This is a genomic window from Streptomyces pactum, assembly GCF_002005225.1.
Lineage (GTDB): Bacteria > Actinomycetota > Actinomycetes > Streptomycetales > Streptomycetaceae > Streptomyces > Streptomyces pactum_A.
In genome coordinates this window covers 5,311,016-5,326,266 of record NZ_CP019724.1, presented here as the reverse complement: position 1 = coordinate 5,326,266, position 15,251 = coordinate 5,311,016, and the positions used below count along the sequence as shown (strand labels likewise).

12 protein-coding genes and 1 other RNA gene are annotated in these 15,251 nt (G+C 71.8%); 2 read left to right on the top strand and 11 right to left on the bottom strand.

Going from position 1 to position 15,251, the window contains the following annotated elements; all coding sequences use genetic code 11:
• Positions 1-383: 383 nt before the first annotated feature.
• From B1H29_RS22640 to B1H29_RS22625, 4 genes are all read right to left on the bottom strand, one after another.
• Positions 384-1,805 (bottom strand): acyltransferase family protein, encoded by a 1,422-nt coding sequence (locus tag B1H29_RS22640; RefSeq protein ID WP_055417199.1) that lies wholly within the window; start codon positions 1,803-1,805, stop codon positions 384-386.
• Positions 1,802-4,000, bottom strand: a complete 2,199-nt coding sequence (locus tag B1H29_RS22635; RefSeq protein ID WP_055417200.1) for a polysaccharide deacetylase family protein — start codon at positions 3,998-4,000, stop codon at positions 1,802-1,804. Before B1H29_RS22635 ends, B1H29_RS22640 begins: the two co-directional genes overlap by 4 nt.
• On the bottom strand, positions 4,000-5,109 hold the full coding sequence (locus tag B1H29_RS22630) for a hypothetical protein (RefSeq protein ID WP_079160397.1): 1,110 nt from the start codon (positions 5,107-5,109) through the stop codon (positions 4,000-4,002). Before B1H29_RS22630 ends, B1H29_RS22635 begins: the two co-directional genes overlap by 1 nt.
• A gap of 791 nt (positions 5,110-5,900) precedes the next feature.
• Positions 5,901-6,872, bottom strand: coding sequence for a LysR family transcriptional regulator (locus tag B1H29_RS22625; RefSeq protein ID WP_055417202.1), 972 nt, complete (start codon positions 6,870-6,872; stop codon positions 5,901-5,903).
• Between the two features lie 83 nt (positions 6,873-6,955).
• Between B1H29_RS22625 and B1H29_RS22620 the strand changes: the two genes are divergently transcribed.
• Complete coding sequence (locus B1H29_RS22620; RefSeq protein WP_234392962.1) at positions 6,956-8,407, top strand: MFS transporter; 1,452 nt, start codon at positions 6,956-6,958, stop codon at positions 8,405-8,407.
• A 66-nt stretch (positions 8,408-8,473) separates the two neighbouring features.
• On the opposite strand, the gene ssrA is transcribed toward B1H29_RS22620, so the two are convergent.
• The 5 genes from ssrA to ftsE form a co-directional block, all read right to left on the bottom strand.
• Positions 8,474-8,873: a transfer-messenger RNA gene (gene ssrA, locus B1H29_RS22615) on the bottom strand.
• 91 nt (positions 8,874-8,964) lie between these two features.
• Complete coding sequence (gene smpB / locus B1H29_RS22610) at positions 8,965-9,444, bottom strand: SsrA-binding protein SmpB (RefSeq protein ID WP_052841735.1); 480 nt, start codon at positions 9,442-9,444, stop codon at positions 8,965-8,967.
• A 60-nt stretch (positions 9,445-9,504) separates the two neighbouring features.
• Positions 9,505-10,695 carry a S41 family peptidase gene (locus B1H29_RS22605; RefSeq protein WP_199832286.1) on the bottom strand — a complete coding sequence of 397 codons (1,191 nt, stop codon included), beginning with the start codon at positions 10,693-10,695 and terminating at the stop codon, positions 9,505-9,507.
• Positions 10,696-10,763: 68 nt separating this feature from the next.
• A complete protein-coding gene (ftsX, locus tag B1H29_RS22600) occupies positions 10,764-11,681 on the bottom strand; it encodes a permease-like cell division protein FtsX (RefSeq protein WP_055417204.1) in 918 nt (305 codons plus the stop codon).
• Between the two features lie 29 nt (positions 11,682-11,710).
• Positions 11,711-12,400, bottom strand: coding sequence for a cell division ATP-binding protein FtsE (ftsE, locus tag B1H29_RS22595; protein WP_053131878.1), 690 nt, complete (start codon positions 12,398-12,400; stop codon positions 11,711-11,713).
• Between the two features lie 215 nt (positions 12,401-12,615).
• Between ftsE and B1H29_RS22590 the strand changes: the two genes are divergently transcribed.
• Positions 12,616-12,807, top strand: coding sequence for a hypothetical protein (locus tag B1H29_RS22590; RefSeq protein WP_055417205.1), 192 nt, complete (start codon positions 12,616-12,618; stop codon positions 12,805-12,807).
• Positions 12,808-12,932: 125 nt separating this feature from the next.
• Here B1H29_RS22590 and B1H29_RS22585 read toward each other — a convergent pair whose 3' ends face one another.
• Positions 12,933-13,802, bottom strand: a complete 870-nt coding sequence (locus B1H29_RS22585) for a hypothetical protein (protein WP_055417206.1) — start codon at positions 13,800-13,802, stop codon at positions 12,933-12,935.
• Between the two features lie 325 nt (positions 13,803-14,127).
• Positions 14,128-15,234, bottom strand: coding sequence for a peptide chain release factor 2 (prfB, locus tag B1H29_RS22580; protein WP_055417207.1), 1,107 nt, complete (start codon positions 15,232-15,234; stop codon positions 14,128-14,130).
• Between the last annotated feature and the right edge of the window lie 17 nt (positions 15,235-15,251).

Below are 15,251 nucleotides of genomic sequence, written 5' to 3'. Positions count from 1 at the left end.
GACGGTAGGGAGGACGCGTTTCGGGCCGGTGGGGCTGTGGATGACCGGAAGGGAACGTTGCTCTCACCCGGCGCCGGGGCGGGGTGAGAGGTCGCAGTCGGTCCCGCCGTCAGCCCTGCGGCGGCTGGGGCTGGTACGGCTGCTGGGGGTATTGCGGCTGCTGGGGCTGACCGTAGGCTGCCTGGGCCGGGTGCGGCTGCGGCTGGGCGTACGAGCCGGGGGCCGGCTGCCCGTAACCACCGGGCGCACCAGGCGCACCGGACGCGGCATAACCACCAGGCGCGCCTGGTGCGGCGTAACCACCCACCGCACCGGGCGCCGGATAGCCGTACGGCGGTGCGCCACCACCCGCGGGACCGCCGCCCCCGAACGGGCCGCCGGCGTCAGCCCCGATGGGCCGCCCGCGCCCTGGACCGGTCCCCGGCGGAGCGCTTCGTGCCGTTCGGCCACAACCGCGGTTTCCGCTTCGCCGCCAGGTCCTCGACCCAGCCCACCGCGACGACCATGAGGCCGATGAGCGGCCAGACGAGGGCGAACATCCAGATCGTGTACGCGCCGTCGAGGGCACCGACCGCGCGCTCGCTCTGCATGAAGGGCAGTCGGTAGGCCAGGTCGATGATCGGGACCGTCGCCATGATCAGCAGGTTGTGCCACAGGTAGATGGTGACCGCGCGGTTGTTGGAGAGGGTCACCAGTTGGTCCCACCTGGCCAGCCGGCCCGGGAGTTCCCGCCACGACGGGGAGTACTGGAGCAGGATCACGACGAACCCGAACGACCAGGTGGCCTGGGCCAGCGGGATGTCGTTGAGGTCCCAGCCGTCGGGACCCAGGTGGTTCGAGGCCCACCACAGCCCGAAGGCCATGACCAGGGACGCGCAGGAGACGGAGACGTACCGCGGGATCCGCTTCAGCAGGCCCTCGTGGTGGGCGAAGCCCAGGACCCAGCAGCCGCCGTAGACCGCGAAGTCGGTGACCGCGTTGCCCGTCTCGCCGGGGATGGTCACCACTCCCGTGCCGACGATCGCGGTCAGGCCGAGCGGCGCGAGCAGCGTCGGCCACGGGGCACGGCGGAACAGCCAGAGCAGCAGCGGGGAGGCGATGACGAACCACAGGTAGGCACGCAGGTACCACAGTGGCCCGGCGGCCTGTACCGCCCAGGTGTCCTCCAGCAGACCGGACTTGGAGCCGATGTGCCACGGGTAGGGCGGGGCGCCGACCGGGACGATGTAGTTGAACAGCTCGATCAGACCCCAGGTGCCCCCGCGGTCGGGGTCCTCCGTCGGATTCCAGCCGTTCACGAACATCATCGCGAGCACGACCGCCGCGAACGCCCACATCGGCGGCAGGAGGCGGCGCACGCGCCCGCGGATCACGCCCATCGCCGGGCGCTTCAGCGAGCGCGCCATCAACGAGCCCGCGAGCGCGAACATCACGCCCATCGACGGGAACACCACCGACAGCCAGGCCCAGCCGAAGAGGTGGTACACCACGACGCGGACCAGGGCGATGGAACGCAGCAGGTCGAGGTACCGGTCGCGGCCCGGCTTCCCGCCGGCCCGGGCGGCGGCGGGGCCGGACGCGGAGTCGGTCACGGGCCCGGGTCCGGCCCCGGGTCCGGCCCCGGGCCCGGGTGCGGTCTCCGTCGTACGCTGCTGCGGGACGGCGTACGGCACTCCCGCGGCCCCGTTCGGTCCCCCCGCGTACGGCACTCCCGCGGCCCCGTTCGGTCCCCCCGCGTACGGCGTGCCGTACGGGCCGGCCGGCTCCGGGTCCGCACCCGTACCGGTCGTGTATCCGTGGGTCATGCCACGGGCCTCCGATCATCGCTGCTCCGCGAGCCCTGGCGCGGCACCGAGCCGCCGGGCGCCCCGACCACGCCGGTGCGCCGGAGCTTCTGCCAGCGCAGGCGGCCGCCGGTGAGCGCGGTGATCCAGGACTGGAGCAGCACTACGTACATGAGCTGGCGGTAGAGGATCTGCTGCAGCGGCAGCGAGATCAGGTGGGTCATGCGTTCGCGGTCGAGACGGAAGGCGTACGCCGCGCAGACCGCCTGGATGGCCAGGACGCCCAGCCACGCCACGATCGTCTTCTGGGTCGGGCCGAAGACGATGCCGTAGAGCAGGAAGACGTCGATCAGCGGGGCCAGCAGCGGGGCCAGGACCATGAACAGGGAGACGAAGGGCAGGCCCACGCGCCCGAAGCGGCCCGAGGGCCCCTTCTCGATCACCGCGCGGCGGTGCTTCCAGATGGCCTGCATGGTGCCGTACGACCAGCGGTAGCGCTGGGACCACAGTTGCTGGACCGTCTCGGGGGCCTCGGTCCAGGCGCGGGCGTTCTCGGCGTAGACCACGCGCCAGCCGGCCCGGTGCAGCGCCATGGTGACGTCGGTGTCCTCGGCGAGGGTGTCGTCGCTCATGCCGCCGATCGGTGCCAGCGCCGAGCGCCGGAAGGCGCCCACCGCGCCGGGGATGGTCGGCATGCAGCCGAGGACGTCGTACATCCGGCGGTCCAGGTTGAAGCCCATCACGTACTCGATGTGCTGCCAGGCGCCGATGAGGCTGTCCTTGTTGCCGACCTTCGCGTTGCCGGCCACGGCGCCGACCTTCGGGTCGCCGAAGGGCTGGACGAGCTCGCGGACGGTGGACGGTTCGAAGACGGTGTCGCCGTCCATCATGACGACGATGTCGTAACGGGCGTTGGCCAGACCACGGTTGAGTGCCGCCGGCTTGCCCGCGTTGAGCTGGCGGATCACCCGGACGCCCGGCAGGCCCATGGCCTCCACGATCCGGGCCGTGCCGTCGCTGGAGCCGTCGTCGATGACGATGACCTCGACCGGGTGGTCGCTGGCCATCAGGGAGCTGACGGTGTTCTCGATGCACTTCGCCTCGTTGTACGCCGGGACCAGCACCGTCACCGGTTCGGTCACCGGCGGGCCCCAGCGGAAGTTCTTGCGGCGCACCCGGCGGGCGTGGAGGCCGGAGAGGAGCAGCATCAGCACGAAGCGGCCGATGACCAGCGTCCCGATGATCGCCAGGCCCACCACCAGACCGTCGGTGATCTTCTCCGAGGCCTGGACGAGGAAGACCCAGGCCTTGCCCTTCCACAGTTCGGCGCCGGTCACCGGGCTCATCGCGCTGGGCGCGTCGATGGCCTCGGTGAGGTTGTCGAACTCGTAGCCCTTCTTCTGCAGGTCGGGCAGGAACCGGTCCAGCGCCGCGACCGTCTGGCTGCGGTCACCGCCCGAGTCGTGCATCAGGACGATGGCGCCCTTGCCGTCCTCGGGCGTGGCGCGGCGGATGATCTCGTCGACGCCGGGCCGCTGCCAGTCCTCGCTGTCGGTGTTGTTGACGACGGTGATGTAGCCGCGGCCGCCGATGTACTCGGTGACCGGCCAGGACTTGTTGTCCATGGCGTCGGCGAAGGAGGAGTACGGCGGGCGGAAGAGCGAGGTGCGGATGCCCGCCGCGCCGGTGATCGCCAGTTGGTTCTGCGACAGCTCCCAGTCGATGCGCTTCTTGGACTGGAAGGAGAGGTCGGGGTGGTTGAAGGTGTGCAGGCCGACCTCGTGGCCCTCGTCGACCATGCGCTCGACGAGGTCGGGGTAGCGGGAGGCCATGGTGCCGGTGACGAAGAAGACCGCGTGCGCGTCGTGCTTCTTCAGCACGTCCAGCACCCTCGGTGTCCAGGTCGGGTCCGGACCGTCGTCGAACGTGAGGACCAGGCGGTGGTCCGGCACGCTCAGGCTCTCGGTGCGGCCGCCGCGGGCGTCGATGACCGGGCCGCCCTCGAGGATCTTCTCCGGCACCTGGTCGGTGGCGGCGGGCGGCTGGACGCGGTGGTCGGCCAGGATCTCGCTGTGCACGTATCCGCGCAGCATGAGCATCGCGACCAGGGCGACCAGGACGAGCAGCGGAAGCAGCAGGCGCAGGGGCAGGCGGCGACGCCGGGAGCCCTCACGGGCGCTGCGTGCGGCCCCGTGACGGCGGGTGCGGGATGCCATCAGAGGGTGTTCTCCGGGGACAGGGAAGGGGACGTGGGGGTGTGGTCCGCACCGGCCACGACGACGGTCCCGCCGGCGGGCTCGGCGCCGGACTCGCCGGCGGACGCGTCGGCGGGCGCGTCGGCGGAGAGGGGACCGCTCGCGCCGTTGACGGTCGTGTCGCCGCCCGGGTCGGTGCCCGTGCTGGCGTCGCCGGTGGGCACGGTCGGGTCGACCGTGGGATCGCCGCCGCCCGCCGGGGCCGACGGCTCCGTGGAGACGGGGGGCGGTACCTGCGTCGACTGCGTCGGGTCCGGGTCGGTCGCGCCACCGCCGCCCGGCTCCGTGCCGGCCCCGGTCTCCGAGGGCTCGGGGTCGGCGCCGCCGGTGCCGGGCTGCCCCGCGCTACCGGACGTGCCGGGCACGGGGGCGTCGGCGTCCGGCGCCGTGGGCACGCCGGCGCCGGCCGAGGGGCTGGTCCGCGGGGCGGCGGCGCCGGTGCCGGAGGGCTGTGCCGACCGCGAGGGCAGCGGGGTGGTGTCGACCTGGCCGGCCGGCTTGCCCTCCTGCTGGCCCTCCACGGGCAGCCACGGCGCGTTGGAGTTGCCGGACAGCAGCGTGGAGACGATGACGACGGCGTAGATCGCGCAGGCGACACCGACGGCGATGCCGAGACGGCGGTACAGGCGGCTGCGGCGTCCCGACGCGTCGACGAAGACCGGTCCGTCGGGCCTGGCCGGGCCGCTCTTGCGGTGCCCGCTGTCGACCCGGCGGAGGACGCCGTCGCCGAGCTGGACGGCGTCGAGCTGGACCGTCACCTCGTGCGGGTCGTGGGTGTGGTCGCCGGTGTCCGCGTCGATACCGGCGTGGGTGTCCGGGGTGTCCGGGGTGTCCGGGGCGCCCAAGGCATCCGGGGTCTCCTGCCAGGGGTCGCGAAGGGCGCCGGTGGCGGGGCCGGGCGCGGTGGTGGGGAAGACGCGGGTCGAGTGGGCCGGGGGAGCCGCGGGGGCCGAGGGGGCTGTGGAAGCCGACGGCAGCACGGCAGTCGGGTCGGCGTCCGGGCCGGTGCCGTTCCGGTCGGTGCCGGCCGGGGCAGTGCCCTTCGGGCTCGTACCCGGCCGGGCCCCCACCGGCCGGGCTCGTCCTGGCCGGGGCCGAGGGTCCCTCGTACGGGGTCGTCCTGACCGGCGGCGGGGCCCCCTCGTTCGGGTTCGCCCCGGCCTGGTCGGTCCCGCCCCAGGTTATCCGCTCCTGGCCGAACGGCTCACGGACCCGGCCCCGGTCCGTACGGCCTCCGCCCACCGGGCTCCCGCCCACCGGACCTCTGCCCACGGGACTTCCGCTCACCGGACTTCCGCCTATTCGGTGCCTCCCTATTCGGGAACCGAGGATCTCCGTCTCGTCGGCACCGGCACTCCCCCGGGGGCCGGGGAACCGCGTCCCGGCGGCATCCGGCGCCGGCCGGGCGGCGTTGCTCACAGCTCCCGCCCCGGCACCGGCGCCCGCAGGGCCGCCGGCGGCCCCGAACCATCCCGCGCCGGACCCGCCGGGCCGGGTGGACTCGCCGGACACACCGGGCCCGGTGGCCTCGCCGGACCGGGTGGACGGCGTTCCCGCCGCCGGGAACTCCCCGGTCACCGGGAAGGCCCGGGTCGCAGGGAACACCTCGGTTGCGTCGGCATCCTGACTCGCCTCCGGGAACTCACGCGTCCCGGACGCGGCCTGGGGCCACTCCGGTTGGGCGTCTTTCTGCCAATTCTCCACGCGCACGCACTTCCCCCCGAGGGACAGTTCCGGGTGCGCATACGACTCCGAGCACTCGTCGGCCGAACCGGCCCCCACCAGGTTCGAGCGCCCCCTGTACCACACCGTGCTCAGGCCAAGAATGTAGCGCACGCGGAGGATGTGTGGTTGCCGCGTGTCAGTTGTGGACGGACATCACAGCGGCGTCGGCGTCGGGAAGCCAGGCCCCGGCGGGCCTGTGGAGCCAGCCCTCCTCGGCCGCGACCTGGGCGGCCGCCCGCCGCAGCGCGTCGAACGCGGGGTGCGCCAGCCCCTTCCGCCAGACAAGCGACACCGGCGACAGCGGCACGGGGTCGACGAGCGGGCGCACCACGGTCGACGCCATGGCCGGAAAGCTCACCACGGCGAGGATCGGATTGCCCGTCTTGCCCATGATCCGCTGGAACTCCTCCTCCCCGACGGCCAGCGGGGCGGGTGCCGCCATCTCGATGCCACGCCCCTCGAACAGTCGGTGCGCGAGGTCCGTCCACTCCGGCGTCCTCGGGTTGCCGGCCCCGGCGTACACGGTCTCGCCGGCGAGCGCGGCGAGCGGCACCTCCGGCAGGCGGGCCGACCGGTGGTCCTCGGGCAGGACGACCGCCAGGGGCTCGTAGCGGACGGGCTGGTGGCCGAGTCCGGCCCGCAGCGCCGGGGCGAGGCCCGCGAACCGGCCGAAGGAGGCGTCGAGGCGGCCAGCGAGCAGTTCGGCGGCGGCGTGGGTCAGCCCGCTCTCGTAACGCGCCATCAGCTCCTCCCCGGGCGCGAGTGCGCGGGCGCGCTCCAGGACCAGACGGCCGGTGGCCAGCCCGGGCGAGTTGAGGTCGACCAGCAGCGGGCGGCTCTGCCCGAAGGCGGCCAGCAGGTCGTCCTGCGCCTGCAGAACGCGGCGGGCGTACGGCAGCAGCCGCTCGCCGTCGGCCGTCAGGGTCACCTGCCGGGTGGTCCGGACGAACAACTCGGCGCCCAGCTCCCGCTCCAGGCGCCGTACGTCCCTGCTGAGCACCTGCTGGGCCACGTAGAGGCGGGCGGCGGCGCGGGTGAAGTGCAGGTCCTCGGCGACGGTGACGAAGGCGCGCAGGAGGCGGGGTTCGAGATGGGCGGGTGCGGGCATCCGGCGAATTTACAACGGGAGTGCGTGAATGGGTACGGAGAAGGTGTTGGACCTCCTGATCGCCCCCGGGCGACGGTGAGTCCATGCCGCGACCGACCCGTGACCGCCCGACCCGCGAACGCCCGCACCGCGAAAACCCGGCCGACGAACGACCGTCCCGCGTACCGCCGACCCGCGCATACCCGCCGTACGGACACCCGGCCGGCGAAGACCCGGCCGGCGAACGGCCGGCCCGCGAAGTACCGTCCCCGCGGACCACCTTCCTCGCCGTCACCGCCGACACCCTGGTCGCCGCCGACTTCCGCCCGCGCACCCGGCGCCGGCCGCCCGGCCCGTACCGGCGCCTCCTCGCCCTGCCCGGCGCCCGCGCGTTCACGATCGGGAATCTCATGGCGCGGCTGCCCATGGGCATGTTCAGCGTCAGCGCGGTGGTGATGATCGCCGGGACCCGTGGTTCGTACGCCCTCGCCGGCGCCGTCACCGCGACGGGGCTGGCGGCGACGGCGCTGGTCGCCCCGTGGACGGCGCGGCTCGTGGACCGGCACGGCCAGGCCAGGGTGGCGCTGCCCGCCACGCTGGCCGCCGCCCTGGGCTCGCTCGCCCTGCTGCTGTGCGTCCGCCACGACGCGCCCGCCTGGACCCTGTTCGCCGCGTACGCCGCCACCGCGACGACGCCCAACACCGGCGGCATGGCCCGCGCCCGCTGGGCCCACCTGCTGCGGGACAGGAAGGGCGCCGCCGACGCCCTGCACACCGCGAACTCGTTCGAGCAGGCCGCCGACGAGCTGTGCTTCATGCTCGGACCGGTCCTCGCCGCGTTCCTGTGCACCGCGCTGTTCCCGGAGGCGGGGACGCTCGTCGGCGTGGTGCTGCTGGTCGGCGGCATGCTGCTCTTCACCGCCCAGCGCTCCACCGAGCCGCCGGCCCGGCCGCGCCCCACGGCGAAGGCCCCCTTCCGCGTCCCGGGAATCCCGCCGCTGCTGGTCGTGTGCCTGGCGATGGGCGGGGTGTTCGGGGCCATGGAGGTCGTCACGATCGCCTTCGCGGACGCACAGGGGCATCGTGCGGCGGCCGGGGTGGTCCTCGCGCTGCAGGCGGCCGGCTCCTGCGCGGCGGGGCTGCTGTACGGCGCGATGAAGCCGGCCGGACCCGCCGAGCGCCGCCTGCCGTGGTGTGTCGCGGCGATGACGGTCCTGCTGACGCTGCCGCTGCTCGCCGCGTCCCTCACCGGCTCCCTGCCGCTGCTGGCGCTCACGCTGCTGGCCGCCGGGATGGCGACCGCCCCGACGATGGTCACCACCATGACGCTGGTCCAGCACCGCACCCCGGAGGGCCGCCTGAACGAGGGCATGACCCTCGCGGTGACCGGCCTGCTCGGCGGCATCGCCTGCGGCAGCGCGGCGGGCGGCTGGACGGTGGAGCACGCCTCCGCCACGGCCGCCTACGGCGTACCGGTCACGGCGGCCGCGGTGGCCCTGCTCCTCGCCCTCGCCCTGGCACCGGCTCGGGGCCCGGCGCGCCGGCCGCGGGCATGACGAAGGCCCCGGGCATGACGAAGGCCCCGCCGCGCTGGAGCGGCGGGGCCTTCGCCCACATGGGAACTGTGGAGATGGCGGGAATCGAACCCGCGTCCAACGGTGCGGAACCAGGGCTTCTCCGTGTGCAGTCCGCTTCGCTTTTCTCAGCCCCGGAGATCACGCGGACAAGTCTCCGACGGGCTCAGTCACTGTTTGGTTTCCCTCTTCACCCCGTGACCGGGATCAAGGTTTAGTCCCCTAGCTGATGCCAGGATCCGGGTCGGGAACAGCCCCGGGCTGACACTCCCTTAGTAGGAGGCTCGCTTCGCTACCTGAGATCAGGCAGCGAGGGCGAAGGCCTGCTGGGAGGAATCGCGCTTGGTGTTGGCGATTATTTTTTTCGGCCTGTGGTTTACGAGATCATGGCCGCTTCCTCGACACGCTTCCCCTGCTTCGACATCCGCTGTCGAAACCGATCATCCCCATGTTGATTTTTCAATCGACGCACCCGCCCGGGGTGCTTTCACCATCGTACGTGACCAACGCACGCGGGTGCCAGCCCATTCCCCGGGGGGTCAGGCCCGCTGCTTGCGCCGGATCGCCGAGATCGTCCGCTCCGCCTCGCGGCGGTCCTGCTTCTCCCGGAGGGTCTGGCGCTTGTCGTACTCCTTCTTGCCGCGCGCCAGCGCGATCTCCACCTTGGCCCGGCCGTCCTTGAAGTACAGCGCCAGGGGCACGATCGTGTGACCGGTCTCCTGGGACTTCGACTCCAGCTTGTCGATCTCCACCCGGTGCAGCAGGAGCTTCCGCTTGCGGCGGGCGCTGTGGTTGGTCCAGGTCCCCTGGCTGTACTCCGGCACGTGCACGTTGTGCAGCCACGCCTCGTGTCCGTCCAACTGCACGAAGCCGTCGGCCAGCGAGGCCCGTCCCTGGCGCAGCGACTTCACCTCGGTCCCGGAGAGGACCAGGCCGGCCTCGTAGGTGTCGAGGATCTGGTAGTCGTGCCGCGCCTTCTTGTTCTGCGCGATCAGCTTGCGCCCTTTTTCCTTAGCCATAGTGCCGCCCATTTTCGCACTACGGAGGGGGTCCGCGGGAAGCCGATTTACGGAGGGGTGCTACCGGCCCAGTCCGCTCAGCACCGTCCGCGCCCGTTCCAGGGCGGCCGGGTCCGTCGGTTCGATCTCCAGGTCGGGCGTGATGCCCGTGCCGTCGACGCCGCGGCCCGACGGGGTGCGGTAGTGCCCGACGGTCAGCTCGGCCACCGAGCCGTCGGGCAGCCGGCTCGGCATCTGCACCGAGCCCTTGCCGAAGGTGCGCGAGCCCAGGACGACCGCCCGTCCGCGGTCCTGCAGGGCCCCGGTGAGGAGTTCGCCCGCGCTCATCGTGCCGCCGTCCACGATGGCGACCAGGGGTCTGGTGGTGTCGCCGCCGGGCTCGGCGTGCAGGGCCCGCTGGTCGCCGTCGACGTCGTAGGTGGCGACCAGGCCGCCGTCGAGGAAGGCGGAGGCGGCGGTGACGGCCTCGGCTACCAGTCCGCCGGAGTTGCCGCGCAGGTCGAGGACGACCCCGGCACCGGACGGCAGCCCCGCCACGGCATCGCGCACCTGCGCGCCGACACCCTTGCTGAAGGAGAGGACCTTGACGACCGTGACGCCGTCGGCGAGCGTGCGCACGGTCACGGGGTCCGTGGAGAGGCGGGCCCGGCGTACGGTCTCGGTCCACGCGCGCGTGCCGCGTTCCAGGCCGAGCCGGACGGCGGTGCCGGCGGGCTCCTGCTCCGCGTCGCCGCGCAGTATGGAGACGACCTCCGTGACGGGGCGCCCGTCGACCCGCTCGCCGTCGACGCTGCGCAGTCGGTCGCCCTCGCGGATCCCGGCGTCCGCGGCGGGCGAGCCGGAGCGCACCCTGGTGACCTCGATGCGGCCGTCGCGCTCGCGGCGGGCGGAGAGCCCGACGCCGGTGTACCGGCCGTCGAGGGCGTCCTCCAACTCCTCGTACTCGCCCCGTGAGTAGACGGCGCCCCAGCGGTCCCCGCTGCGGCTGACGGCGCGTTCGGCGGCCTCCACGGGGGACTTGCCGTCGGCCATCGCCTCGGCGGCCGCCCGTGCGACGTCGGCGTGCCGGCCGTGCTGACCGGCCGGGGTCGCCGGGGCGGCCGGTCGCGCCGAGTCCGGCGCGGGCCTGCGGTCGGCCTCGGGGAACGAGCCGGTGGCCGCGCCCGCGACGAGCACGCTCGCGAACACCAAGGTCAGGGCGGCCCCGTGGCGTACGCGACGGGGCTGACAGAACAGGTCACGACCTGACATGCCGGTGAGTCTAGGACAACGCGAGAGGGCCGCACGGTCGCTTGACCGCGCGGCCCTCTTGGTATGTGTCACACCTTCAGGTACTTGCGCAGCGCGAAGAACGCGGCCAACGCGGGCATCAGCAGGCTGGTGGCCAGGATGAGCGGCAGCTTCGTCAGCAGGGCGTCCCAGCCGATGAAGTCGATCAGGGCCAGCTTGTCGGCCAGGGCGAGCCCGTGGTCGATGATGAAGTACCGCGCGGTCACCAGGAACGCGCAGGCGACCGCGCCGCCGATCAGCCCGGCGACCGCCGCCTCCATGATGAACGGGGCCTGGATGTAGAAGCCCGAGGCGCCGACCAGCCGCATGATGCCGGTCTCGCGCCGCCGGCTGAACGCCGAGACGCGGACCGTGTTCACGATCAGCATGAGCGCGACGACCAGCATGAGCGCCATCACCGCGCGCGCCGCCCAGTTCATGCCGTTGAGGAGCTCGAAGAGGTTGTCCAGGGTCGCGCGCTGGTCCGCCACGGACTGCACGCCGTCGCGGCCGTCGAAGGCGGTCGCGATGACCTGGTACTTCTCCGGGTCCTTCAGCTTGATCCGGTACGACTCCTGCATCTGGTCCGGTGTGAGCGAGCTGGCCAGCGGCGAGTCGCCGAACTGGTCCTGGTAGTGCTTGTACGCCTCGTCCTGCGACTCGTACGTCACCTTGTCCACGACCGACAGCTCTTCGAGGTCGGTGAGGATCTGCTTCTTCTGGTCCTCGGTCACCGCGCCCTTGGCGCACGCGGGGTCGGACTTCGCGTCACTCTTGTTGCAGAGGTAGACGGTGACGTTGACCTTGTCGTACCAGTAGCCCTTCATGGTGTTGACCTGGTCGCTCATCAGCAGCGAACCGCCGAACAGGGCCAGGGACAGGGCGACGGAGACGATGACGGCGAAGGTCATCGTCAGATTGCGGCGAAGACCGACACCGATCTCCGAGAGCACGAACTGGGCGCGCATGGCGTCTCGTTAAGCCTTTCCGTTCCTCGTCAGTGCTGGTAGCCGTAGACGCCGCGCGCCTGGTCGCGGACGAGGCGGCCCTTCTCCAGCTCGATGACGCGCTTGCGCATCTGGTCCACGATGTTCTGGTCGTGGGTGGCCATGATCACGGTGGTGCCCGTCCGGTTGATGCGGTCGAGCAGCTTCATGATGCCGACGGACGTCTGCGGGTCGAGGTTGCCGGTCGGCTCGTCGGCGATCAGCAGCTTGGGCCGGTTGACGAAGGCGCGCGCGATGGCGACGCGCTGCTGCTCACCGCCGGACAGCTCACCGGGCCTGCGGTCCTCCTTGCCGCCGAGCCCGACGAGGTCGAGCACCTGCGGCACGGACTTGCGGATCTCCCCGCGGGACTTGCCGATGACCTCCTGGGCGAAGGCGACGTTCTCGCCGACCGTCTTGTTCGGCAGCAGGCGGAAGTCCTGGAACACCGTCCCAAGCTGGCGCCGCATCTGCGGAACCTTCCAGTTGGACAGGCGGGCGAGGTCCTTGCCCAGCACGTGCACCTGTCCGTGGCTGCACCGCTCCTCGCGGAGGACCAGCCGCAGGAAGGTGGACTTTCCGGAGCCGGAGGACCCCACGAGGAAGACGAACTCGCCCTTCTCGACCTCCAGGGAGACATCCCTGAGGGCTGGGTGGTTCTGTTTGGGGTAGACCTTGGAGACGTTGTCGAATCGGATCACGGATGCACCACGGGTCGCCGGGGGTAGATGTGCGTGACCATACGCGAACCGGGGAGCGGACCGCAGTCACCGGTCGGGGTTGCGTATCAGTTGCGCGTTTTGTCCCTGGAGGGAGGGCGGGCGTGGTCCCCCGGAACCTGGCACAGTGGAAGGGGGAACGTTCGCGTCGGCGCGGGCGTTGTCCTGACGGAGCCGGCGGCAAGGAGGGCGAGCGCATGACGTACGACCGGTTGGTGTGCGCGAACTGCGCGGCGCCCGTGAGTGAGGGCAGGTGCCCGGTGTGCCGGGCGAACCGCGAGCGGCTGCAGCAGGGGAGCTTCCTCGCGGGGCTGAATCCGATGACGCTGATCGCACTGCTGGCGGTGCTGGTCGCGGCGGTGGCCCTGCTGGCCCACCAGACCGCCTGACGCCCCCGCAGGGCCCTGGAGGCCCCCGGGGACGGTCGCGGAAGGGGCCCGGAGCGCGCAGTGCGCTCCGGGCCCCTTCGCGTGCGTGCGGGGCGCGTACGCGGTGCGTACGCGTACGGCTACCGTCAGGCAGCCGCGCCGCGGCCGTTCATCAGTCGCGGCAGGAAGCGGAAGCCGATACCGCCGGCGATCATCGTGGCGGCGCCGACCAGCAGGAACGTGGTCTCCGCGGCGCCGGTCTCGGCGAGCTCGTCACCGCTGCCCTGGGCGGCGGTGTCGGAGGCCTGGGCCTCTTCGCCGGTGTCGGTCAGGGCCGAGGAACCCTCGTCCTGGGTGACGTTGTCGTTGCCACCGCCGTCGGGGGTGGTGTTGTCCTCGCCACCGGTCCCGCCGTCGCCGCCGGTGGAGCCGCCGGTGTTGCCACCGTTACCGCCGGTGGTGCCGCCGGTGTTGGAGCCGCCACCGTTGCCGCCGGTAGAACCCCCGTCACCGCCGGTGTTGCCGCCGGAGTTGCCGCCGGTGGTCGTGTCACCGGTGGTGCCACCGGTCGTACCACCGGTGGTCGTGTCACCGCTGGTGCCACCGGTCGTGGTGTCACCCGTCGTACCACCGGTGGTCGTGTCACCGGTAGTGCCACCGGTGGTCGTGTCACCCGTCGTACCACCGGTGGTCGTGTCACCGCTGGTGCCACCGGTCGTGGTGTCACCCGTCGTACCACCGGTGGTGGTGTCACCCGTGGTGCCACCGGTGGTGGTGTCACCGGTCGTCCCACCAGCGGTGGTGTCGTCGTCGCAGCTCGGGTCGACGACGATGTCGCAGGGGTCACCGTCCTCGTCGCCCAGGCCGACCTTCAGGCCGACGTTGGTGTCGCCGACACCCGCGCTCACGCCGATGTCGAGCGCCGAAGCGGCACCCGCGGCGGTCAGGGAGGCGCCGGCCGCGATCACTGCGCCGGCCGCTATGCGCGCGACACGGATGCGCGTCTTCTTCGTCATGTAGTTGCTACCCCCAGTAGCCGATTAGTCAGTGAGGCCGCACTCGGGGGCCGTGATCAACGGGGGTAGCTGCCTGCTGAAGAAGTCCCCCGGTTCACATGCGCCCCAGAAATACGCATGCCGCGCCTCACCCTTACGAATGTTCAAAGCAACGTCAAGGCCGTTGCGTACGCGATGTCCGGGTACGGGACGTATGCCGGACACAAAGGGTGTGAGTGTGACGTAGAACCCAGACATCACCGGCGAACAGGGGGCCTGACAAAAGGCAACCGCCGCCGGAAGGGCGGCAGTTGCCTTGTCGACAAAGCGGCGTCTCCGCCCCGCGCTACTTCTCCTGCTGCTTGCGCCAGCGAATGCCGGCCTCCAGGAAACCGTCGATCTCGCCGTTGAAAACGGCCTCGGGGTTGCCCACTTCGTGCTCGGTGCGCAGGTCCTTGACCATCTGGTACGGGTGCAGCACGTACGAACGCATCTGGTTGCCCCAGGAGTTGCCCCCGTCGCCCTTGAGGGCGTCCATCTTGGCCTGCTCCTCCTGGCGGCGCCGCTCCAGGAGCTTGGCCTGGAGGACGTTCATGGCGGTGGCCTTGTTCTGGATCTGGGAGCGCTCGTTCTGGCAGGAGACCACGATGCCGGTGGGGAGGTGGGTGAGCCGCACCGCGGAGTCGGTGGTGTTCACGCCCTGGCCGCCGGGGCCGGACGAGCGGTACACGTCCACCCGCAGTTCGGACTCGTCGATCTCGATGTGGTCGGTCTGCTCGACCACGGGGAGGATCTCGACACCGGCGAAGGAGGTCTGGCGGCGCCCCTGGTTGTCGAAGGGCGAGATGCGCACCAGGCGGTGCGTGCCCTGCTCGACGGAGAGGGTGCCGTAGGCGTACGGCACCTGCACGGCGAAGGTCGTCGACTTGATGCCGGCCTCCTCCGCGTACGACGTCTCGTAGATCTCGGTCTTGTAGCCGCGCTGCTCGGCCCAGCGCAGGTACATGCGCTGGAGCTTCTCGGCGAAGTCGGCGGCGTCCACGCCACCGGCCTCGGCGCGGATGTTGACGAGCGCCTCACGGGAGTCGTACTCGCCCGAGAGCAGCGTGCGGACCTCCATCTCGTCCAGCGCCTTCCGCACGGCCGTGAGCTCGGACTCGGCCTCGGCACGGGTGTCCGGGTCGTCCTCCTCCTCGGCCATCTCGAAGAGCACGCCGAGATCGTCGATCCGGCCGCGCAGGGCCTCGGCCTTCCGCACCTCGGCCTGGAGATGGGAGAGCTTGCTGGTGATCTTCTGCGCCGCTTCCGGGTCGTCCCAGAGGGACGGCGCGGCCGCCTGCTCCTCGAGCACGGCGATGTCTGCCCTCATCCTGTCGAGGTCCAGGACGGCCTCGATCGACTCCATGGTCGAGGAGAGGGACTTCAGCTCTTCGGATACATCGACGACTGCCACGCATCCAGCGTAACGGC

Excerpts from the sequence above, each read along its gene's own strand:
- B1H29_RS22640 (WP_055417199.1), bottom strand. The coding sequence starts at position 1,805 with ATGACCCACGGATACACGACCGGTACGGGTGCGGACCCGGAGCCGGCC.
- B1H29_RS22635 (WP_055417200.1), bottom strand. The coding sequence starts at position 4,000 with ATGGCATCCCGCACCCGCCGTCACGGGGCCGCACGCAGCGCCCGTGAG.
- B1H29_RS22625 (WP_055417202.1), bottom strand. The coding sequence starts at position 6,872 with ATGCCCGCACCCGCCCATCTCGAACCCCGCCTCCTGCGCGCCTTCGTC.
- B1H29_RS22620 (WP_234392962.1), top strand. The coding sequence starts at position 6,956 with ATGCCGCGACCGACCCGTGACCGCCCGACCCGCGAACGCCCGCACCGC.
- smpB (WP_052841735.1), bottom strand. The coding sequence starts at position 9,444 with ATGGCTAAGGAAAAAGGGCGCAAGCTGATCGCGCAGAACAAGAAGGCG.
- B1H29_RS22605 (WP_199832286.1), bottom strand. The coding sequence starts at position 10,695 with ATGTCAGGTCGTGACCTGTTCTGTCAGCCCCGTCGCGTACGCCACGGG.
- ftsX (WP_055417204.1), bottom strand. The coding sequence starts at position 11,681 with ATGCGCGCCCAGTTCGTGCTCTCGGAGATCGGTGTCGGTCTTCGCCGC.
- B1H29_RS22590 (WP_055417205.1), top strand. The coding sequence starts at position 12,616 with ATGACGTACGACCGGTTGGTGTGCGCGAACTGCGCGGCGCCCGTGAGT.
- B1H29_RS22585 (WP_055417206.1), bottom strand. The coding sequence starts at position 13,802 with ATGACGAAGAAGACGCGCATCCGTGTCGCGCGCATAGCGGCCGGCGCA.